Origin of the sequence: Flavobacterium fontis (assembly GCF_900129405.1) — a bacterium.
Classification (GTDB): domain Bacteria; phylum Bacteroidota; class Bacteroidia; order Flavobacteriales; family Flavobacteriaceae; genus Flavobacterium; species Flavobacterium fontis.
Genome location: NZ_FQVQ01000002.1, coordinates 128601 through 150434, shown reverse-complemented (window position 1 = coordinate 150434; position 21834 = coordinate 128601). Strand labels below are relative to the sequence as shown.

The following is a 21834-nucleotide window of genomic DNA, read 5'->3' as shown; positions in this document are numbered from 1 at the left end:
ATCTTTACACCAACGCTTTGGTATGGACAGCAGCGCAAGAACAAGGGTTTGCGTTGTTGCAACAACAGTTTTCTGCGGCACTTCATACCGACCGATTTTGGTCGCGTTGGGATTTGGTTCGTACGCAACTTCAACAGCATCGCGAGGCCAATGTTGTGGGACAATTGCTCAACCACCATACCTTGCAAAGCACCCGCTACCTATCGAAATGGATTAGTGAAAAAAATAAGACCTAAAAAAAGCGCCCGAAAGCGCTTTGGTTTATTCTGTTAACTTGAAGTTGTAAGTGATTTTCCCTACTTGTCGTTCAGCACCGTCGGGACTGGCCGACCATTTGGTTTGCATAGCTGCAATCTTAGCCTGACTAGCAAGGCATGAAGCAGAGTTGGTAGTGCCGCGCGCGCCCGGTTTGGCATCGATGACGTTTCCGTTTTTATCCACAGTGATTTGAACGACCACGGTTCCTTCTTCATTACACGTATAGGCGGGCTGGGGTTTGTTGAGCGCTCTTCGGCCTGCCAGTTCATAGCCGGGACCGTTCCCGCGTCCGTTGCCACTGCCATTTCCGCCGCCAGTGCCACTTCCTGAGCCAGGACCTGTTCCCGTTCCATTCCCAGGGCCATTTCCGCCTCCCGTACCGCCGCCGCTTCCGCCACTACCGTAGTAGCCGTTGGAACCGAGACTGCCGTTGGTTTTTCCTTTATTACCCCCTGCAGCATCATCGCCATCGCCGCCGCGGTTTCCTCCTTTGAGAATGTTGGCTAAGGCATCGTCGACTTTACGAACGGGTTGTTTTACCTCTTTGGGTTTCGTTGTTTTTATGGGAAGATTGGTTGGCGTCACCGGTTTTTTGGTCGGTTCATTTTTGGGAACAACCACCTCGTCGGGGGCAGCATCGCTATCGTCGGTAAGCAAACTTTCTTCAGGTGTAGGGGTTGCAGTTGCTTTTTGGTTGGTGACATTCAGGTCGTCGTTGCGGTAATCCGAACCCGAACCGAAGTCACTGTCGCCAAAGTTCACCGTCACACCGCCGCCACCGCCACCGCCTGCAATTAAAGCCGCCATTTCTTTGTCGGAGGGAGGCCAAAAGCGAATGAAAAACAAAACCAATATCAGCAGGGCGTAAAGCACTGTGGCCAAAACTAACGAAAGGCGTTTGTCTTGGGTGGTGGTCTCTCCGAGCGGTTTTAGACGGTCTTGTGAGCGGTCAAAAGAGACGTCTTGGGTGGAATGTTCTTGGAAATCCATACGCGGTTTTTGAATTTAACGCTGAAAAGTACAAAAAATTATCATTCATTGGGGGTAGCTGCGGGAGGAGGAAGCGTTTTTTGTAACCAGAGGTAGCCCAAAAGTCCCGATACGGTCGAAGCGATTACAATCACAAATTTGCTGTTGTTGATCACGGTCGTATCGTCAAAGGCCAGTAGGGTGATGAAGATGGACATGGTAAATCCGATACCGCCCAACATACCAAGTCCCAAAAGCCGCTGCCACGTAAATCCTTCGGGGAGTTGAGTGAGTTTGAAACGAACGGTGAGCCAACTGAAGGCAAAAATTCCCAACGGTTTCCCAACGATTAAGCCTACCAGAATGCCAATGCTATACGGGTGCTGAAAGGTATCGATGAGATTGCCTTCGATCACAACAGCGGTATTGCATAGGGCAAAAATAGGAATGATCACAAAGGCTACAGGATGGTGTAACCAATGTTGGAGTTGGTATGAAATCGTGCGGGGACTTCCATTTTCAAACGGAATGGCAAAGGCCAAAAGAACGCCTGTAATCGTGGCATGGACGCCAGAATGCAACATGAAATACCACATAATTACCCCTCCAATGAGGTACCACAAGAGGTTGTTGACCTTTAGTCGGTTGAGGATAAGCAATACGCCAAACACCCCCAGCGAAATGCCGAGGTTTACAAGTTGTAAACTATCGGTATAAAAAATGGCAATCATCAGAATAGCGCCCAAGTCATCGATGACAGCCAACGCGGTCAAAAAGACTTTCAAAGCCACCGGAACCCGTTTGCCCAATAGCGACAAGATCCCAATGGCAAAAGCAATATCGGTTGCCATAGGAATACCATAGCCTTTGTGGGTTGGAGTGTCGTGGTTGAAAAAGGCAAACAGCAACGCAGGCACGAGCATGCCACCCAAGGCTCCCGCTAAAGGCAGTGCAGCGTCTTTGATTTTGGAGAGTTCACCAATGTATACTTCCCGTTCCAGTTCCAGACCAATAAGCAAAAAGAAAATCGCCATCAAACCGTCGTTGATCCAATATTCTACAGGTTTTCCTCCCATGGGCGTATGCCACCAATGCAAGTAGGATTCTGACAATTGCGAATTGGCCAAGAATAAGGAGAGAATCGTGCAAAAAACAAGGACTAATCCGCCTGCTTTTTCACTTTCAAAAAAGGAAGTAAACAATCGAGTTACTTTCATGATACAAGCTGTTGAAGGGCAATTTCAAAGGCCGTAGCACTAATGTTATGTTTGTCGGCTTTACGATCGTGTACGCGTTCGATCGCTTTTTTGATGGTTTCGGAAGTGTCGTAGAAAATGGCTTCATCGGTCATTTGGACTTTTTTCTCCATAAAATAGGCGAAGACGCGCGCCATTCCACAATTGGATACGAAATCAGGAATCAAGCTCACTTTTTGATCGGTATGTTCCATAATGGGTCCAAAGAAAATCTCCTTGTCCGCAAAAGGTACATTGGCTCCACATGTGATGACTTCCAAACCGCTCTCGATTAGGGCATCGACTTGGCTTTGTGTAACGAGGCGAGAGGCGGCGCAAGGAGCAAAAATTTCGGCGCCTATATGCCATATTTTTTCATTGATTTCGGCAAAAGGAATCATGTTTTCGGCCACCAATTTATTGCCGTCTTTGTTGAGGAACAAGCGTTTGATTTCGTCATAGGTAAATCCGTTTTCATTCATCACGCCACCCTCACGGTCGAGGATACCAACGACACGAACTCCCATTTCAGCAAGGTAAAATGCTGCGGCCGAACCCACGTTGCCAAATCCTTGCACAATCGCTTTTTTACCGTGAAAATCCCCGCCATAGGTGTTGTAATAATGACGAACGGCCTCGGCGACTCCGTATCCTGTAATCATATCGGCTACGGTGTATTTGCGCAAAACATCGGGGGAGAATTTCGGATTTTCTATCACTTTAATTACCCCTTGACGCAACTGACCAATGCGGTTGATTTTGTCGGCATCGGTGGGTTTGAAATGTCCGTTAAACACCCCTTCTTGCGGATGCCATACGCCGCATTCTTCAGTCATGGGAATTACTTCATGGATTTCATCGACGTTGAGGTCGCCCCCCGTGCCATAATAACTTTTCAGCAGTGGCGATACCGCTTTGTACCAACGTTTCAATACGTCTTTTTTACGCGGGTCGTTGGGGTCAAAATTGATCCCTGATTTTGCACCACCAATGGCAGGGCCGGATACTGTAAATTTCACTTCCATGGTTTTGGCCAGTGAAAGTACTTCGTTCATATCGAGTCCTTTGCGCATGCGAGTTCCCCCGCCGGCCGCTCCTCCTCGTAGGGAGTTGATTACGGTCCATCCTTCGGCATCGGTTTCGCTATCTTTCCAATTGAAGACGATTTCGGGTTGTTTATTTTCAAATTTTTTCAGTAAATCTTTCATCGTAGTTTGTTTGTGCCGCAAAAGTACGGATTCCTTTATAATTCATCCTTTCCAAGGATATACTTTTCCACTGCAATGGTCTTCGTGAGCACCTGTTACACTCGAAAGCACATTGATTTCCTCCCGCAAGCGCAGTACGCCCAACAACCCAAAAATCAAGGCTTCTTTAAATTCCAAGGTTGTGTTATCGGGCACGATAAGCGTCATTTCGGGGAGGTAGGCTTGCATTCGTTGACGTAAAAAATGATTGTAAGCGCCTCCGCCCGTGATAAGTAAACGCCCTTGGGCAATGGGTAATGCCTGGGCGGTTTGGTAGGCAATATGTTCGGTAAAGGTGCGAAGCGCGTCAATGGGCGAGGGGTTGTAACGGTGCATCAGGGGTAAGACTTTTTCGCGCACAAATTCAACCCCCAACGATTTAGGAAAGGGTTGTGCGTAGTATTCCAAGTCATTTAAAGCTTTCCATAGCTCAGGCAAAAGGGTTCCCTCGGCCGCGTGTTCTCCCCCAGCATCATAGGCCATTCCAAGTTGTGCGGCATAGTGATTAAGAACAGTATTGACGGGCGAAATATCGAAGGCAATGCGGCGTTGATGGTGTTCAAAGGAAACGTTGGAGAACCCCCCGAGATTGAGGCAATACGTGTACTCTGAAAACAGCATTCGGTCGCCGATAGGAACCAGAGGAGCGCCTTGTCCACCGCGTTCTACATCCTGCACGCGAAAGTCGCACACTACCGTTTGTTGGCAATAGGAGGCAATTTCAGGAAGGTTACCGATTTGTAACGTATATCCGTTTTGCGGTTGGTGAAGAATCGTATGGCCATGAGAGCACACCGCATCAAGAGCTTGAAGGCCATGGGTTTGAATAAAAGACGCAATCACTTCGCCCAGATAGGCGGTATACTCCTGATTAAGTTGTTGAAGCTCGAGCGGGGCATAGTGTAAGGCATCCTGCAAACGACGGTACCAATTATTGGAATAAGGCAGAGTGGCAGAAACGCCGAATGCATAGGTCCAACGCCCGTTTTCGAACGTAAAAAAAACTTCAGCCAAGTCAATGCCATCGAGGGATGTGCCCGACATGACGCCGAGAATATGGTAGGTGTGTTTAGACATTTTTTAAAATTACGAAATCGTTTGAAGTTTCGCGTATTATATTATACATTTGGAAACCAAAATTAAAATTTACGACTAACAAACACGAATTTATATGGATTTTAATCTTACCGAAGAGCATTTGATGATTCAGCAGGCGGCGCGTGATTTTGCTCAAAACGAATTATTGCCCGGCGTGATTGAACGCGACGAACACTCCAAGTTCCCTACCGAGCAGGTCAAAATGATGGCCGATTTGGGTTTTATGGGCATGATGGTTGACCCCAAATACGGGGGCGCTGGATTGGATAGTGTATCGTATGTGTTGGCGATGACGGAGATTGCCAAAGTCGATGCTTCAGCGGCGGTAATCATGTCGGTAAACAACTCGTTGGTGTGTGCGGGTATGGAGAAATACTGTAGCGAAGAACAAAAAATGAAATATTTGGTGCCATTAGCCAAAGGAGAAAAGATCGGTGCTTTCTGTTTGTCGGAGCCAGAAGCAGGTTCGGATGCCACTTCGCAAAAAACGACGGCGAAAGATATGGGGGATTATTATTTGTTGAATGGAACCAAAAACTGGATTACCAACGGATCAACCGCTTCAACTTATTTGGTAATGGCACAAACCGACCCTGAAAAAGGACACAAAGGCATCAATGCCTTCATTGTAGAAAAAGGGTGGGAAGGATTTGAAATTGGACCCAAAGAAAAAAAGATGGGGATTCGCGGATCGGATACCCATTCGTTAATGTTTACCGATGTTAAAGTGCCGAAAGAAAACCGTATTGGTGAAGATGGTTTTGGATTTTCTTTTGCCATGAATGTTTTGAATGGAGGCCGAATTGGTATCGCTTCGCAAGCTCTAGGTATTGCGTATGGTGCTTATGAATTGGCGTTGAAATATGCCCAAGAGCGCAAAGCTTTTGGCAAAGAAATCTTTAAACACCAAGCCATTGCTTTCAAATTGGCCGATATGTATGTGAAAACGACAGCGGCTAAATTGTTGGTGATGAAAGCAGCGGTGGAAAAAGATGAAGGAAAAGATATTGCCCACAGTGGTGCGATGGCCAAATTGTATGCTTCTGAAGTTGCGTTAGAAGTAGCCAATGAGGCAGTTCAGATTCACGGAGGGAACGGATATGTGGCGGAGTATCATGTAGAACGTATGATGCGTGATGCGAAGATTACACAGATTTATGAAGGAACTTCTGAGATTCAACGTATAGTAATTTCTCGTGGACTCATTGCTTAATTTTTATATGAATATTGAAAAGACCTCCCTTTGTGGAGGTTTTTTTGTGGGTTGAAATCCCTAACTTTGCTTCAAGGGTCATGAGCTGCCAATGCGCAAAAAATAGAGTCACCACTTAGATCTAAAACCTATGAATATTATCGTTACTGGAACATCCCGAGGAATCGGTTTGCAATTAGCACTACAATGTGCAGAAGCGGGGCATCAAGTGTTGGCCTTATCGCGAAAAATCCCTCAGGAATTGATGCAACATCCCAATATTACTTGTTTCTCCCTTGATTTAACGGTGGAGGACGATTTGCATCAGGTACGGGATTTTCTCACCCACAGCTGGAAGCAGGTAGATCGACTTGTACACAATGCGGGGAGTTTGGTCAACAAGCCCTTTGAACAATTGCGGTTGGAAGATTTTGAACGTGTCTATCAAGTGAATGTGTTTGGTGTTGCTTTATTGACCCAGGTCTGTTTGCCCTTTATGCCATCGGGCAGTCATGTGGTCAGTGTGAGTTCGATGGGCGGTATTCAAGGCAGTATGAAATTCCCCGGATTGGCGGCATACAGTTCGAGCAAAGGCGCTGTCATTACCTTATCGGAACTACTTGCTGAGGAATACAAAGAGCGCGGTATTGCATTTAATGTTTTGGCGTTGGGAGCGGTTCAAACCGAAATGTTGGAAGAAGCCTTCCCAGGGTACCAAGCACCCGTGTCAGCCGCCGAAATGGCCGATTATATCTATAATTTCACCTTAAAAGGGAATGCTTTTCATAATGGAAAAATTATTCAGGTTTCGTCCTCTACTCCATGATTGAATTATGAGTTATGAATTATGAGTTATGAATTATGAATTATGAATTATAACTAGTACATACATTTATTAAATATCAAATTTTTAAAAGCCATGAAGAAAAGTATAATTATAGAAAAAAGCTTTCAGTTAGCCCTGAAAGGGGTTCAATTTTATCAACAAGTATTGCTTACCAATAGAGATTTTGTAACGGAACGACAGTTTTTGAAGTCGGTTACTTCTGTTGGGGCTAATGTGCGAGAAGCCCATAATGCACAGTCGAAATTAGATTTTATTCATAAACTTCATATTGCTCAAAAAGAATGTGCAGAAACGCAATATTGGTTAGAATTAATGGTAGCTTCTCAACGCATATCTGAAGTTCAATTTGATGCATTAAATAAGGATTGTGAGGAAGTTTTTCGGATATTGCGAAGCATTATTTTAACAACGAGACGAAATTTGAAACTCATCTCTTAATTCATAATTCATAACTCATAATTTTTCCTTTGGAAGTCCTCGCCAAATACCTCCCCGAGCATGCTGTACGGCCTTGTTTTGAGCTGATCAAAACCCATAGTGTGCATTTGAAAATTGTCCATGAGCGGCAAACGCGGCATGGTGATTATCGGAAAGCGGTCAATGGAAAGCACGAGATTACGGTGAATGCCAATTTGAATAAGTACCGTTTTTTGATCACCTTGGTTCACGAGATTGCGCATTTGGTCGCATTTGAGCAATACGGCAGACTTATCAAACCTCATGGTGTTGAGTGGAAAATGACGTTTCAGCGGTTGATGGTACCGTTTATACGACCTGAAATTTTTCCTCATGCGGTGTTGCCCTTGGTGGCCCAACATTTTCGAAATCCCACAGCTTCTAGTGATACCGATGCGCGGCTGGCTTTCGCGTTAAAACAGTTTGATGAGCGCAAACCGGATGTGCATTTTATCCACGAAGTGCCCAATGGGGCTTACTTTCGCCTCAAAAACGGTCGGATTTTTCAAAAACAAGGCTTGCGGGTGAAGCGTTATATTTGTTTGGAAGTGGCTTCGGGAAAATTGTTTTTGTTTCATGCCAATGCAGAGGTAGAAATAGTACCCGGAGGATAAATCCTACTATTATTTTATCTTTTTATAATCATATTTATACGTTTCCTTTGGGGATTAAATATATTTGTACCAACGGTTCGAAAAGGATTGTTGACCAATTTTGACTACATGAATTCCAATTATTACGCAATATTGATGGCAGGTGGCGTAGGATCGCGCTTTTGGCCTGTGAGTACGGCCGATTATCCGAAACAATTTCACGATATGTTGGGCTCGGGGGAAACCTTGATTCAAAAAACATTCAGTCGTTTGTCGAAGAGCATTCCTGTGGAGAACATTCTGATATTGACCAATGCGCGTTACAATGCCCTAGTTTTAGAACAACTACCTCAAGTTGCACCCGAACAAATTGTATTGGAGCCCGCCATGCGCAATACCGCGCCTTGTATTTTGTATGCCTCGTTAAAAATCAAGAAGCAAAATCCTGATGCGGTCGTTGTGGTGGCGCCCAGCGATCATTGGATAGAGGATGAGCAAGCGTTTACACAAAATTTACAGCAGTGTTTTGATTTTTGTACCCAAGAGAATGCATTGATGACGTTGGGAATTCAACCTACTTTCCCCAACACGGGTTTTGGATATATTGAATACAATCAAACGGAGACTGCCGCCGTGAAGCCAGTGGTTCAATTTCGCGAAAAACCCGATTATGAGACGGCCAAACACTTTTTGGAGCAAGGCAATTTCTTGTGGAATGGAGGTATTTTTATCTGGAATGTACAAGCGATAACAGAAGCTTTTCAGCATTTTCAGCCTGCCATGTTTTCCCTGTTTTCAGCGGGAATGGAAGCGTACAATACCTTAAGTGAGTCCGATTTTATTGCGCAACATTATGCACAGGCTGACAATATTTCGATTGATTATGCCATTTTAGAACATGCCCGAAACGTCTACGTATTGCCCGCCACTTTTGACTGGAATGATTTAGGAACCTGGGGTTCGCTGCATGAAAAATTGGACAAAGATGCCCAAGACAATGCGGTGGTAAATGCAACCGTAATTTTGGAAAACGCGTCCAACAATATTATTCGCGCCGAAGGAAAAAAACTTATTGTCATTGATGGTTTGGATGATTTTATCATTGTTGACCATCACGATGTTTTGTTGATTTATCCCAAAGGGAAGGAGCAAGAAATCAAACGAATTACGGCCAAGGCAAGCGAGATGTAGTTTTTTTTGAAATTTACTTCATGATGAGGTGAAAAGTAAACAAGGAATTTATTATCTTTATAAGTAAATTCTTATCGATTATTTGTATCGAGTGAAATAAAGCTATGTATGCAATCCAAAAATTATTTACATATAAGCCTTCTCTTTTTCTTGTTTGTTTCAAGCTTCTCTTTTGCGCAATTAGCAGACTTTTCACTTTTGGTTAATGTTCAGAATGAAACCTGTACGGGGAATGGTACGTTGCAATTTGAATTGGCCAATACTACACCCAATGCAACGGTTACTTTTTCTGTGTATGCGTTGCCTAATACCACTCAGCCGGTGGTGACCACCACTCAGCTTTCGGTTACAGGACTCATAGCAGGTGCCTATCAAGTGGTGGCTTTGCAAACGCTGGGGAATGCGAGCAACAGTCAACAAACAACGGTTACGGTAACCGATGAACGGACAATTTTATCGTATCAAATTTTGGGACAACAGGTAAATTGTTTCAATGCTGATGTGACGGTTGATGTGACGGTCGGGCAGCCCATTTCGTATGAAATTATTTCGGGTCCGGTGACTTATCCTCCGCAGCCTTCCAATCAGTTCTTTAATCTGCCTCCAGGAACCTATTTGTTTCGAGTTAATGACACTTGCAATGATGCTATTGTGCAAACCTATACCGTATTTTATGAAAATCCCCCTAATGTAATCGTGGGGAGTTTGGTATTGGATTGTCAATTAAACACCTGTGCACTGGGGGCGGGTACATTAACCCTTTTGACGAATGAGTCTACCCTTCCTTTGCGTTACCCTTTGACCTTAGCCTTTACCGCACAGGCCCCCAATCAAAGTTCGATATCCTGGACGCAAACGGTTTCTTCGGGAGGCCCTCTTTCGGTAGCTATTCCTGTACAAATGCCTTTGTTTAATACAAGCAGCAGTACGTATACGGTAGTGATTACGGATGCTTGTGGAAATATCCGAACCTTTGGCCCTATCAATTATAATTCGCAACCCACGGTTTCTGTATCCAGTTTTAAAGACAATTGTTTCCGTGTATTGCAGGTCAATCCTTGTTTATTTCTTCCGCCGTATACCTTAAACTTTACACAAGCGCCTCCAGGATTTAATCCAGCGCAACTGAGTCCCCAGTACCCTGGACCTTACAATGATAGCACAGTTTCCTTTGCCGCTACCCTCACGACTCCAATTCCCAATGGCAACTATACCCTTCAATTTACAGACGGTTGTAATCGAACGATCACGTATTCCTTCACGGTCAACGACCCTCCGATGACGTATAATTTGGGATATCAACCTGCCTTATGTTCTTGGGTTTTGAGCATGCCAATTAATGGTGATCCTGTGGTTTCCGTGATTTTTACCGAGGCACCACCCGAATATACCCAACAGCTCCCTTTTGATGCCTCGGGGATTATTGTTGGGGGTGTTTTTGAAGACGAATTACCTCCTGGGAATTATGAAATAACCGTAGTCGATAGTTGTGGTATAACATCTCAATTGACAATGGTTGTAGGTGCACCACCTGTGGAAGTTGAATTGGTACCAGGAAATCCGAACGGATGTGTAGGAAACTTAGGTTCGGTAGGGATTGGTATCCGTTTTTCACAATTTCAATCCATTGTAATGACGGAAGCCCCAGCGAACTTCACCTTTCCACTACCATACGATTGTACTCCTTTTATAGTTCAACCCGCAGCGGTGTATGCTTTTGTACAAAATTTACCGGTGGGTACCTATACCTTTACCATAACGGATGTTTGCGGACGTGTTTTTGTGCGAAGTGTCACCCTCGTTCCTCAAATCAATACCAATGCCCTAATCAAACAAGAGTTGACCGGTTGTGGTTTTGGTTTCAGTTCCATTGCCTTACGGTCGTTGAATGGAGATTTGGTGTCGGTACAAATAACCGCTGCGCCCCCTGGGTATCCCCAGCCCTTACCGCATAATGTTTCGGCCAACTTATTTAACGGACGACTCTATATGAATGGATTGCCAGCCGGGTCGTATACGATTGCTTCTGTCGACGTTTGCAATGTACAATTGGAGGAGGATTACACCCTTGTTGGCTATCAAGTGACCCAAAATACGATTGATTTTATCCCCAATTGCGGCTCTTTTGATGTACGCTTGTTTTTTACAGATAATAACTTGTCCAATCATGTCTTTTATTTGCAAAAATGGAACTCTGCATTAGGACAATGGACACATCCTGGGACGGGAGTTCCACAAGTGAGTGGAGCCATTCCAAATTCCTCCAATGGGATTCCGCTTTTTCAAGGGATGAATTTAAATTTTGCCTACACAGGTCAGTTTCGTGTGGTTGAAGTTTTTTACTACTTCAGCAATGGAAACGCTAGCTTGACCACTTGCGTGACCACCTTAAAGGAAGGTTCATTTTTTGGGGATTTAAGAATTATTAATGCGTATAGCGTTCCCTGTGCCGATACGCCCCGCGTGGTGATTGTTGCCCAAGGTGCAGCGCCGCTTTACTACTCGATTACTTCGTTTAATGGACAGCCGTTTACCTTGGTGAATGGAACCTCCAATATTTTTACAGGATTGGTCCCTGGGGTTTACAATTTTAGAGTGCAAGACGAATGTGGAAATATTGTGAATCGATTGGTCAACCTCGGGTCATTGAATCCGCCTGCCATTACCGCCAATAATTTGTGCGAAGGGCAATTTGGACAATTGGCGGTCGATGATAATGCACTTTTTACGTACCAATGGTGGAATGCCAATAATCCTAGTCAAATATTAAGCACCACTGCAGTACTTCCTTTTAATCCATTTTTTAATGCGGTGCATGCAGGAACCTATTTTGTACGGATTACCTATGCTTTTGCCGGATCAGGGTGTCCCGATCAAGTATTGCAATATGTAATTCCGCCCACAACACTCCCTTTTGCAGGCGATGATGGGATAGTTTCCTTGTGTTCGCCCACGGTAACACTCGATTTATTTACCGTATTGTCTGGAAATTATCAACCGTTTGGAATTTGGACTGATATCTCTGGCAGTGGTGGACTCAATGGATCGGTTTGGTCAACGCAAGGATTGCCATTTGGTTCGTATACGTTTGAGTATCGCGTCGATGGATTGTGTAATACTTTTGATACGGCAACGGTGGTTGTACAATTCTTTGAACCCCTGCCCGAACTTAATATTACTGCCGACCTAGCCCTATGTGCGGGAAGTCCGTTGGAACTTGCAGCGCCCACCATTCCGGGGGCTACTTACCTTTGGGTTGGTCCCAACGGATTTACCGCTACGAGTGCCAATCCGCCTCCCTTGGCAGCAACGCCCGAGGCGGCAGGTACTTATGAATTGACAGTACAACGCAATTCCTGTGTGGCGACTGCCTCGACAACCGTTGAGGTCACTCCGTTGCCTGTTTTTTCTATTGTCTCTACTTGTGTGAATGGGTCTGTGCACCTTGAAGTTGTTCCGCAATCGCCCTCCAATTTGGATAATGCTTCTTTGGCTTGGTCGGGGCCTAGCGGATTTCAAGCGAATACGTCAACGGTTGATTTAACGGGACAACCTGCGGGAACGTATACGGCAGCAGTGACGGTAAATGGCTTATGTACCACTACTGTACCTTTGGAAGTACTCAATACTTTTTGTGCATTTCCCAATGTGCTGACACCCAACGATGATGGGAACAACGATAGTTTTAATTTAATAGGATTGGATGTCGATCGTTTTGAAGTATATAACCGTTGGGGACGGCGAGTGTTTGCAGAGCGAAATTACCTCAACAGTTGGCGTGGGCAAAATGAAAACGGCGGACTCTTACCAGATGGAGTGTACTACTATTTGGTGTTTTTACGCAATGGAACAGAGAAACAAGGATGGGTGTTGCTGACCTCGGGTCGTTAACTATCGTCGCGGTTTTGCGCTTTGCGAATTTTTTTAAACAGATTGGAAGAGTAAACAAAATCGGTTACCGCTTCATTATCGGTTTTGAAAATTTCTTTTTTGGAGCCTTCCCAAGCTAAAATTCCTTCCTTGAGGAAGACGATTTTTTCCCCAATTTCCATCACCGAATTCATATCATGGGTATTTACCACCGTGGTAATATTGTATTCGACGGTAATTTCATGAATCAAGTTGTCTATAACAATAGAGGTTTTTGGATCAAGTCCCGAATTGGGTTCGTCACAAAACAAATAGCGCGGATTATTCACTATAGCTCGAGCGATAGCCACTCGTTTTTGCATCCCCCCCGATAATTCTGAAGGTTTTTTATGGTGAGCGTTGACTAAATTTACCCGGTCGATGACAAAATCAACTCGCTCTTTAATTTCAGCGGGCGTTTTGCTGGTAAACATTTTCAGAGGGAAAGCCACATTTTCTTCTACCGTCATGCTGTCAAATAATGCGCTCCCTTGAAAAACCATTCCTATTTCGGTGCGTAGTGCCCGTCGTTCATCGGCATCCATGTGAGAAAGAATACGCCCGTCAAAAGCGATGATGCCGTGGTCGGGTTGGTGGATGCCTAATAAAGACTTCAATAGTACTGTTTTTCCCGAGCCACTTTGACCAATAATAAGGTTGGTTTTACCCGTTTCAAATGTCGTAGTAATCCCTTTCAACACTTTGGCGTTACCGAATGATTTCTCGATGTCTTTAACTTCTATCATGCCAAAAGTAATTGGGTTAGGATATAGTTGGTTAAAATGATCACGACGGAGGTCCACACAAAGGAAACCGTACTTGCTTTACCTACTTCTAGGGCGCCTCCTTTCATGTAATAGCCGTGAAAAGAAGGTATAGTGGCCAATAAAAAGGCAAATACAAAAGTTTTGATAAAGGCATAGGTAATGTGAAACGGAATGAATTCGGTTTGTATTCCTTGAATAAACTGTGCGCTACTCGTAAATCCACCGTAAACGCCACCCATCCAGCCGCCTAAAACGCCCAAAAACATAGCAATTCCGATGACAAAAGGGTAAAGTAGCAGTGCCATCATTTTTGGAAAAACCAAGTAGTTGAGTGAATTTACCCCCATTACCTCTAAGGCATCAATCTGTTCGGTAACCCGCATGGTTCCGATACTTGAGGTAATAAACGAACCCATTTTACCTGCCATAATGATGGAGATAAACGTAGGGGCAAATTCGAGAATCACCGATTGACGGGTTGCAAATCCGATAAGAAATTTTGGAATCAACGGATTGGTTAGGTTCAAGGCTGTTTGGATGGAGACAACCCCTCCCACGAAAAAAGAAATAAAACAGACAATCCCAAGCGAGTCGATAATCAAATCATCGATTTCTTTGAACAACAAACCACGCATGACCGACCACTTGGTAGGCTTTGAAAATACTTCCTTGATCATCAAGAAATATTGTCCAATTTGAGTGAGGTAGCGGAGCATCCGTTGTGTTTAAGATTGGCACAAAAGTACGCTTATTTTTTGAAAGACCAAGATAGCGCGGGTGCTGGATTTTGATGTCTTTGGTGGCGAAATAGGTCCAACGAAAAACCTATTGACTCGTAAGTTCATTGTTTCAAAATGCCATTCTAGGCTAGTATTTCTTTTGTTAACGCCAAAGGCCTTGCAGTTTTGAACGCATTTTTTGCCAACGATAACGTCGTATGAACCGGGCTTGTTCGGGGGTAACCAACATTGGTTTTTGTGCTTTTTGCGCTTTCCAATAGCCGCGAAGGTAATCCCAAAACAACAAGGGTTTTTGTTTGCGTTGGGCAAGTTTTACAGCCGCAATAGCCGTGATCCAAAAGCCATAGCCTAGGGTGTAAAATGCTTCTCCTTGTTTGAAGCGTGCGGCTTGGTTATAACTGGCCCCCGTGGGTTTTAAGTGTTTTACATGCAAACGGTTGTCGGTGATAATTTTCCAACCGTAAAAGTGGCATAACAATTCGTCAACCGTATCCCAACCCATTTGCGGGCGTAGGCCACCGATTGCCTGAAAGGCTTCTTTACGGTAGGCTTTCAGGGCACCGCGGATATGGTCTTTGTCGGTTAAATTTTCCAGGACCCATATCCCATTTTTTTCAATATAACAAAATCCACCGACCATACCTACATGAGCATCGGCTTCAAAATGGGTGTTTAGTGTAGCGATATAATCGGGAGGAAAAATTAAATCGGCGTCAAATTTAGCAATCACATCATACGGAAGGGTAAGTGCCTTTTCGCCAACCTTAAACGCCTGAATGACCTTACTCCCTGGCAGGTGAATGGCTTCAGAAGATTTGTGGACCAATTGAATTTGCGCATACTGAGCAGCAAACGATTCAACAATGGCAGCCGTGTTATCGGTGGAGCCGTCATTGACCACGATAATTTGTTCGGGGAGCTGTGTTTGGGCCATGAGAGACGCCAACGTTTGTCCGATAAACGCTTCTTCATTGTAGGTGGGGATAACAACCGCAAACCGCAACATAACTGGTGATTAAGACGTTTTTCGTTCGGCGTAAACCAAATAGTACCGCGGTGTAAACCAACGGAAGAACGGACGAATTCCGATTTTTTTCACCGGATGGGTGAATTTTACCCGGTCGATGATGGTGAATCCCGCTTTTTCCAGCAGCCAGTCCAATTGCCAATCTTCAAACTCATGGTAATGCCGATCCCAAGGGTCGGTTTTGCTGCGATAGGCGGGTGAAAACCAAAGGCGAAGCGGAATGGAGATAAGGACTTTGTCGGCTTTTACTTGTTGCAATACCGTAAACGGATTGAGCAAGTGTTCAAAAATTTCAAACGCCGTAAATACGGTATAATTCGTCTGTTGCAAGGCCGATTGATCGATATCAATATCTTCCCCAGTGGTGTTAAGAACGGTATACCCATTGTCCTCCATGATTTTGGAAAACGGATTAGGAACACCCAAGTCAAAAACGGTTTCCGCGGTTGTGATGTGCTTTTTTAAAAATTCCAGGGTGATTCGGAATCGTTTGGAGGGATAGGTTTTCTCGTACATACCAATTGACTTCTCGCAATAGGACGAAGCGGGACAAAATTATAAATAAATTTGTTATGAATTGCTCATCCAAATACGCATTAAAACCTGCCGTTTACGAATTCAAATCAGGGATTCATGTATTTATCCCATTAGATATGCCCTAAAATAAAGACCTTTACAAAAAATAAACCATGCAGCTTTTTACAAAATACCGTTTGGAAATCACCTTATTGGTGTTGTACGCTTCACTATTTGCTATAGGATATTATTGGTGGTGGAACTAAGTTAGCTTTTCGGAGCAGTTGGATTACAATTGGTAAATAATTGCATTGATGTTCATGCCGGCACCCACAGAAGCAAAAATCACTATATCGCCTGGATGTAATTCTTGATTTTCAATCTGCCCCTTTACTAACAAGTCAAATAACGTAGGTACGGTCGCTACGCTACTATTCCCCAATTTGTGAATACTCATAGGCATGACACCTTCAGGGGGTGATTGTTTGTAAAGTTTGAAAAAGCGATGAATGATTGCTTCGTCCATCTTTTCATTGGCTTGATGAATCAACACTTTTTTAACCTGACTAATATCTAGACCACTTTTCTCCAAACAAGCGGCCATAGCTTTGGGGACATTACTCAAGGCAAATTCATAAATCTTACGTCCGTACATTTTGATATACCGCACATCGGGATCATGGTCTTTGTTGAAGGAATTGCCAAAATATAAATAATACGCTTCATCGTGGGCAAACGTAGCCGTTTCATGCGCCAAGATTCCGCCCGATTCTTTGGTTTCTTCAATAATCGTAGCGCCTGCCCCATCGGAATAAATCATCGAATCCCGATCGTGAATATCAACTACACGGGATAAAGTTTCGGCGCCAATCACCAAACATTTTTTGGCCATACCCGCTTTAATAAAGGCATAGGCTTGAATTACGCCTTCCACCCAACCGGGGCAACCAAAAAGAATATCGTAAGCTACACATTTCGGATTCTTGATTTTTAAATCATATTTCACACGCGTAGCCAAACTGGGTAGAATGTCGGTTTGTATGGCGCCTTTTTTAACGTTGCCAAAATTGTGCGCAAAAATAATGTAATCTAGGGTTTCAGGGTCGATACCTGCATCGGCAATAGCCCGTTGGGCCGCAATAGTGGCAATATCTGAGGTCAACAAATCATTGGAAGCATACCGCCGTTCTTGAATCCCTGTTATTTCCAAAAATTTCTCAGCTACCACTTCGTTCGAATAAGGAAAAGGTGTGCCATCTTCGTTGAGAAATTGGTGGCGGGCGAAATCCAAGTTGGTGACTGTTTCAGTAGGAATATAACATCCAGACCCCGTAATTTTTATTGCCATGAGTTTCAATTTTTGAACCCGAAAGTACGAAATGAAACGGAGTTCTACCCTAAGATGTTACCCTTTCTTTATAAAATTATTAAATTAAAATTTTTTATACCCCCTATTAACATTTTACCTAAAATCAGGCAGTTAAATTTACTATAGATGCATTATTTTTGTCAAAAATTGAAAAAATGGAAAGAACTTTACGCTTATTTTTTGTCCTTTTTCTAGGAATCGTAAGCGGTTGGTCACAAAATGATGAATGTGCCAACGCGATCGAACTTACACCTGCCAACACTTGTAATGCGGTTTCAGGTTCGTTTAACGGTGCTACCCGTACCACACCGCAACCTAATTGCGCCACCACCGCTTCGCAAGATGTATGGTACCGTTTTACCGCTACACAAGCGACAATGAGTATCACCGTTGCCCCAGCAGGCGGCCTCAATGTGGCTTTTGAAGTATTGGAGGCCAATTGCACCGGAACCTCTGTAGTTTGTATTGGACAGTTTGGAGGAGGCTCCACGGAATCTTATTTTGGAAATATTTTTACTATAGGGACTACCTATTTTGTGCGTGTCATGAATGCGAGTAGTGGGACTTCTACCGCTGGATTTACCATTTGTGTGCAACAGTTTGCTCCCCCGGCTAACGACGAGTGTGCCAATGCGGTAACCTTAACGCCAGCACAAACCTGTAATGCTACTTCGGGAACTTTCAGCGGATCGAGTCGAACAACAGCGGCGCCAACTTGTGCCAATACTGCTTCGCAAGATGTATGGTACCGTTTTGTAGCCACCGACCCAACGATGAGTGTTACGGTGGTGCCCAATGGGAATGTTAACGTTGCTTTTGATGTCTTGGACGGCAGCTGTACCGGTACTTCAGTCGCTTGTATCAGTCAGTTTGGATCGGGTTCAACCGAATCGTATTTCAACAATAACTTTGTAGTCGGCAATACCTATTTTGTGCGGGTATTGAATGCAAGTGTAGGCTTGGCGACCAACTCGTTTACGATCTGTGTGCAAAATTACCCCACACCCGCCAATGACGAATGTGCCAATGCAGTGACCTTAACGCCAGCGCTAACCTGTAATGCTACTTCGGGTACCTTCAGCGGATCGAGTCGTACGACAGCAGCGCCAACTTGTGCCAACACCGCTTCGCAAGATGTATGGTACCGTTTTGTGGCCACCGACCCCACCATGAGTATTACGGTGGTGCCCAATGGGAATGTCAACGTTGCTTTTGATGTCTTGGACGGCAGCTGTACCGGTACTTCAGTCGCCTGTATCAGTCAGCTTGGAGCGGGTTCAACCGAATCGTATTTCAACAATAACTTTGTAGTCGGCAATACCTATTTTGTAAGGGTATTGAATGCGAGTGCAGGTTTGGCGACTAACTCGTTTACGATCTGTGTGCAAAATTACCCCACACCCGCCAATGACGAATGTGCCAATGCGGTAACCTTAACGCCAGCGCTAACTTGCAATGCTACTTCGGGAACTTTTAGCGGATCGAGTCGTACAACAGCAGCGCCAACTTGTGCCAACACCGCTTCGCAAGATGTGTGGTATCGTTTTGTAGCCACCGACCCTACCATGAGTATTACGGTGGTGCCCAATGGGAATGTCAACGTTGCTTTTGATGTGTTGGACGGCAGCTGTACCGGTACTTCAGTCGCTTGTATCAGTCAGTTTGGTGTAGGTTCAACCGAATCGTATTTGAATAATAACTTTGTAGTAGGCAATACCTATTTTGTACGAGTTTTAAATGCGAGTGCAGGCTTGGCGACCAACTCGTTTACGATCTGTGTGCAAAATTACCCCACACCCGCCAATGACGAATGTGCCAATGCAGTAACCTTAACGCCGGCGCTAACTTGTAATGCTATTTCGGGAACTTTTAGCGGATCGAGTCGTACAACAGCGGCGCCAACTTGTGCTTCAGCATCGCAACAAGATGTGTGGTATAGTTTTACAGCCACCGACACGAGCAACCGTATTACTGTAGTGCCAAATAACAATTTAAACGTTGCCTTTGAAGTGTATTCAGGCAGTTGTTCGGGTACGGTATTTTCCTGTATCGGACAGTTCGGTGCAGGTTCTACAGAAACGTTATTAGCCAATAATTTTGTCGTAGGTACCACTTATTTTATTCGTGTATTGCATTCGAGCGCCTCTTTGGTAACAGGTGGATTTACCATTTGCGTGCAAAATATTCCGACACAGCCCAATGACTTGTGTGCTAATGCAATTACCTTGACACCGTCTCCAACGTGTACCGGCACCTCTGGGTCATTTAACGGAGCGACTATATCCACAGCGGCTCCTGCATGTGCCAATACCGCCTCTCAAGATGTGTGGTACCAGTTTACAGCTACCGATCCCACGATGAGTGTTTCAGTGGGTCCGAATTCAAATTTAAATGTTGGATTCGAAATTTTTACAGGATCATGTACAGGAACGTCTATAGCCTGTGTGAGTCAGACAAGTACGGGTGTTTCGGAGTTTTTTGTGAATACTAATTTTGTAGTAGGAACCACTTATTTTGTTCGCGTTTTTAATGTTAGTGCTTCGCTGAGTACATTAAATTTTATTATTTGTGTGCAAAACTATCCCCAACCGGCAAATGATGTTTGTGCCAATGCGCAAGTCCTAACGCCTGCGAGTTTATGTAATCCAACTTCAGGCACAATGAGCGGCGCCTTGATTTCGGGATCAGTACCTGCTTGTGTGACTTCCAGTCCGCATGACGTTTGGTATCAATTTACAGCAACCGACCCAACGATGGAAATAACCGTAACCCCTCAAAATAATCTCAATGTCGCTTTTGAAGTGTACAGCGGAAGTTGTTCGGGAACGCTTTTGGGTTGTTTCAACAATGGTGGCTCTGGGGCCTCGGAGAACTTTTTGAATAGTAACTTTACAGTAGGCACAGTGTATTTTGTTCGTGTACTTTCGGCGACGGCTTCAATTAATACTGCTGGATTTACCATATGTGTTCAAAATTATCCAACACCCGCAAATAATACATGTGCCAATGCCTTGGTGTTAACTCCTGCCGAAACCTGTGTGGCAACTTCAGCTACTTTTGCAGGAAGTACCCTAAACGGTGGTGTGCCCACTTGTGCGCCCAATGCTGGGCAAGACTTGTGGTTCCAGTTTACCGCAACAGCCCCTACGATGAGTGTTTCCGTTGGACCCAATACCAACCTTAATGTTGCTTTTGAGATTTACGCCGAATCGTGTACAGGAGCTTTAGTGGCTTGTCAAAATCAGACGGGCAGTAGTGTGGCTGAATTTTATGTAAATACCAATTTTGTTGTGGGAACCACCTATTTTGTGAGGGTTCTGAATACAGCCGCTGCATTGTCTACCTTAAATTTTGTGATTTGTGTGCAAAATTATCCTCAGCCGAATAATGATGCTTGTGCCTCAGCTCAAGTACTAACCCCTGGAACTTCTTGTGTGTTGACGTCAGGAACGTTTAACGGCGCTACGGCTACAGGTACTATACCCAGTTGTGTAACGGCTTCAACCCAAGATGTTTGGTATCAATTTACGGCCAACAATGCCACTACTAGCATTACGGTAAACCCAGTCAACAATTTCAATATAGTGTTAGAATTATTTGAAGGAAGTTGTACGGGAACTGCGTTAGCTTGTGTCAACACTGGAGGCAATGGAGCTTCAGAGGTGTATTTGAATTCTATTTTCGTGCCTGGAACCGTCTACTTTGTCCGAGTGGCTTCTGCAACAAGTGGCGTAATTACCAATGGATTTACCATTTGTGTACAGAGTTTTCCGCAACCTACTAACGATGCTTGTGCCAATGCCACACCACTTACGCCTTCCAATGCTTGTAATGGTCCCGTAGTGTCTTTTGCTGGAGCAACGATTGAACCGCCGGCTCCCACTTGTGCGGCAGTGGCTTCGCAAGATGTTTGGTATTCGTTTGTAGCTCCCTTATCGACAATGACAGTTCAATTGACAGGGGGTAATAGTGTGAATCACGGGTTCCAAGTGTATGAAGCCTCTTGCTCTGGTACGGTAATCAATTGTATGAGTCAAGCAGGAACAAGTGCTACTGAGATTGTGAATCTAACTAATCTGACGGTAGGTACAACCTATTTGATTCGCGTGTTTAATGTCAACGCCACGCTTACCACAGCGGCTAATTTTGTGGTTTGTGTGTATAATAATGCCTTGAATGTTGCTGAAATCGCTCTTGCTGATTTGCGTTTGTATCCCAATCCGGTGCAAACCGAGTTGACATGGACTACTCCTGTAGATTTCAACTCGTATACAATTGTCAATGCATTAGGGCAAACGGTACGACAAGGGGTTTTAACGGCGGCCTCGCTTGATGTGTCCAACTTACCCCAAGGTTCGTATTGGATTCGTTTAAGCGACGATACGCAATCGGTAGTGCGACCTTTTGTGAAAAAGTAAAC

General features: G+C 44.4%; 17 protein-coding genes. 8 read left to right on the top strand and 9 right to left on the bottom strand.

The window, feature by feature from the left end; translation table 11 throughout:
- Positions 1-17: 17 nt before the first annotated feature.
- The gene (locus BUC17_RS14210; RefSeq protein ID WP_234977677.1) at positions 18-236 is read left to right on the top strand and encodes a hypothetical protein; all 219 of its coding nucleotides are present in this window, start codon (positions 18-20) and stop codon (positions 234-236) included.
- Positions 237-261: 25 nt separating this feature from the next.
- Here BUC17_RS14210 and BUC17_RS02880 read toward each other — a convergent pair whose 3' ends face one another.
- The 4 genes from BUC17_RS02880 to BUC17_RS02865 are packed head-to-tail and all read right to left on the bottom strand — an operon-like array spanning position 262 to position 4786.
- Complete coding sequence (locus tag BUC17_RS02880) at positions 262-1248, bottom strand: energy transducer TonB family protein (protein WP_234977676.1); 987 nt, start codon at positions 1246-1248, stop codon at positions 262-264.
- A gap of 41 nt (positions 1249-1289) precedes the next feature.
- Entirely contained in the window at positions 1290-2444 is a 1155-nt protein-coding gene (nhaA, locus tag BUC17_RS02875) for a Na+/H+ antiporter NhaA (RefSeq protein WP_073361421.1), read from the bottom strand.
- Positions 2441-3670 carry a Glu/Leu/Phe/Val dehydrogenase dimerization domain-containing protein gene (locus tag BUC17_RS02870; protein ID WP_073361419.1) on the bottom strand — a complete coding sequence of 410 codons (1230 nt, stop codon included), beginning with the start codon at positions 3668-3670 and terminating at the stop codon, positions 2441-2443. Before BUC17_RS02870 ends, nhaA begins: the two co-directional genes overlap by 4 nt.
- A gap of 42 nt (positions 3671-3712) precedes the next feature.
- Positions 3713-4786 carry an anhydro-N-acetylmuramic acid kinase gene (locus BUC17_RS02865; RefSeq protein WP_073361417.1) on the bottom strand — a complete coding sequence of 358 codons (1074 nt, stop codon included), beginning with the start codon at positions 4784-4786 and terminating at the stop codon, positions 3713-3715.
- Positions 4787-4880: 94 nt separating this feature from the next.
- On the opposite strand from BUC17_RS02865, the gene BUC17_RS02860 reads away from it, so the two are divergent.
- The 6 genes from BUC17_RS02860 (at position 4881) to BUC17_RS02835 (ending at position 12977) form a co-directional block, all read left to right on the top strand.
- Positions 4881-6020, top strand: coding sequence for an acyl-CoA dehydrogenase (locus BUC17_RS02860; protein WP_073361415.1), 1140 nt, complete (start codon positions 4881-4883; stop codon positions 6018-6020).
- A gap of 130 nt (positions 6021-6150) precedes the next feature.
- Positions 6151-6825 (top strand): SDR family NAD(P)-dependent oxidoreductase, encoded by a 675-nt coding sequence (locus BUC17_RS02855; RefSeq protein WP_073361413.1) that lies wholly within the window; start codon positions 6151-6153, stop codon positions 6823-6825.
- Positions 6826-6918: 93 nt separating this feature from the next.
- A complete protein-coding gene (locus tag BUC17_RS02850) occupies positions 6919-7284 on the top strand; it encodes a four helix bundle protein (RefSeq protein WP_073361411.1) in 366 nt (121 codons plus the stop codon).
- 29 nt (positions 7285-7313) lie between these two features.
- Entirely contained in the window at positions 7314-7916 is a 603-nt protein-coding gene (locus tag BUC17_RS02845) for a SprT-like domain-containing protein (RefSeq protein WP_073361409.1), read from the top strand.
- 108 nt (positions 7917-8024) lie between these two features.
- Positions 8025-9086 carry a mannose-1-phosphate guanylyltransferase gene (locus BUC17_RS02840; RefSeq protein ID WP_073361660.1) on the top strand — a complete coding sequence of 354 codons (1062 nt, stop codon included), beginning with the start codon at positions 8025-8027 and terminating at the stop codon, positions 9084-9086.
- Between the two features lie 108 nt (positions 9087-9194).
- Positions 9195-12977 (top strand): T9SS type B sorting domain-containing protein, encoded by a 3783-nt coding sequence (locus BUC17_RS02835; RefSeq protein ID WP_073361407.1) that lies wholly within the window; start codon positions 9195-9197, stop codon positions 12975-12977.
- Here BUC17_RS02835 and BUC17_RS02830 read toward each other — a convergent pair.
- From BUC17_RS02830 to BUC17_RS02810, 5 genes are all read right to left on the bottom strand, one after another.
- On the bottom strand, positions 12974-13741 hold the full coding sequence (locus BUC17_RS02830; protein WP_073361405.1) for an ABC transporter ATP-binding protein: 768 nt from the start codon (positions 13739-13741) through the stop codon (positions 12974-12976). The two genes, BUC17_RS02835 and BUC17_RS02830, sit on opposite strands and share 4 nt — an antisense overlap.
- A complete protein-coding gene (locus BUC17_RS02825) occupies positions 13738-14478 on the bottom strand; it encodes an MlaE family ABC transporter permease (protein ID WP_073361403.1) in 741 nt (246 codons plus the stop codon). Before BUC17_RS02825 ends, BUC17_RS02830 begins: the two co-directional genes overlap by 4 nt.
- Positions 14479-14644: 166 nt before the next feature.
- The gene (locus BUC17_RS02820) at positions 14645-15505 is read right to left on the bottom strand and encodes a glycosyltransferase family 2 protein (RefSeq protein ID WP_073361658.1); all 861 of its coding nucleotides are present in this window, start codon (positions 15503-15505) and stop codon (positions 14645-14647) included.
- Positions 15506-15517: 12 nt separating this feature from the next.
- Positions 15518-16045, bottom strand: coding sequence for a class I SAM-dependent methyltransferase (locus tag BUC17_RS02815; protein ID WP_073361401.1), 528 nt, complete (start codon positions 16043-16045; stop codon positions 15518-15520).
- Between the two features lie 289 nt (positions 16046-16334).
- On the bottom strand, positions 16335-17393 hold the full coding sequence (locus tag BUC17_RS02810) for a 3-oxoacyl-ACP synthase III family protein (protein ID WP_073361399.1): 1059 nt from the start codon (positions 17391-17393) through the stop codon (positions 16335-16337).
- 176 nt (positions 17394-17569) lie between these two features.
- Between BUC17_RS02810 and BUC17_RS02805 the strand changes: the two genes are divergently transcribed.
- Positions 17570-21832 carry a T9SS type A sorting domain-containing protein gene (locus BUC17_RS02805; protein ID WP_073361397.1) on the top strand — a complete coding sequence of 1421 codons (4263 nt, stop codon included), beginning with the start codon at positions 17570-17572 and terminating at the stop codon, positions 21830-21832.
- Positions 21833-21834 lie beyond the last annotated feature (2 nt).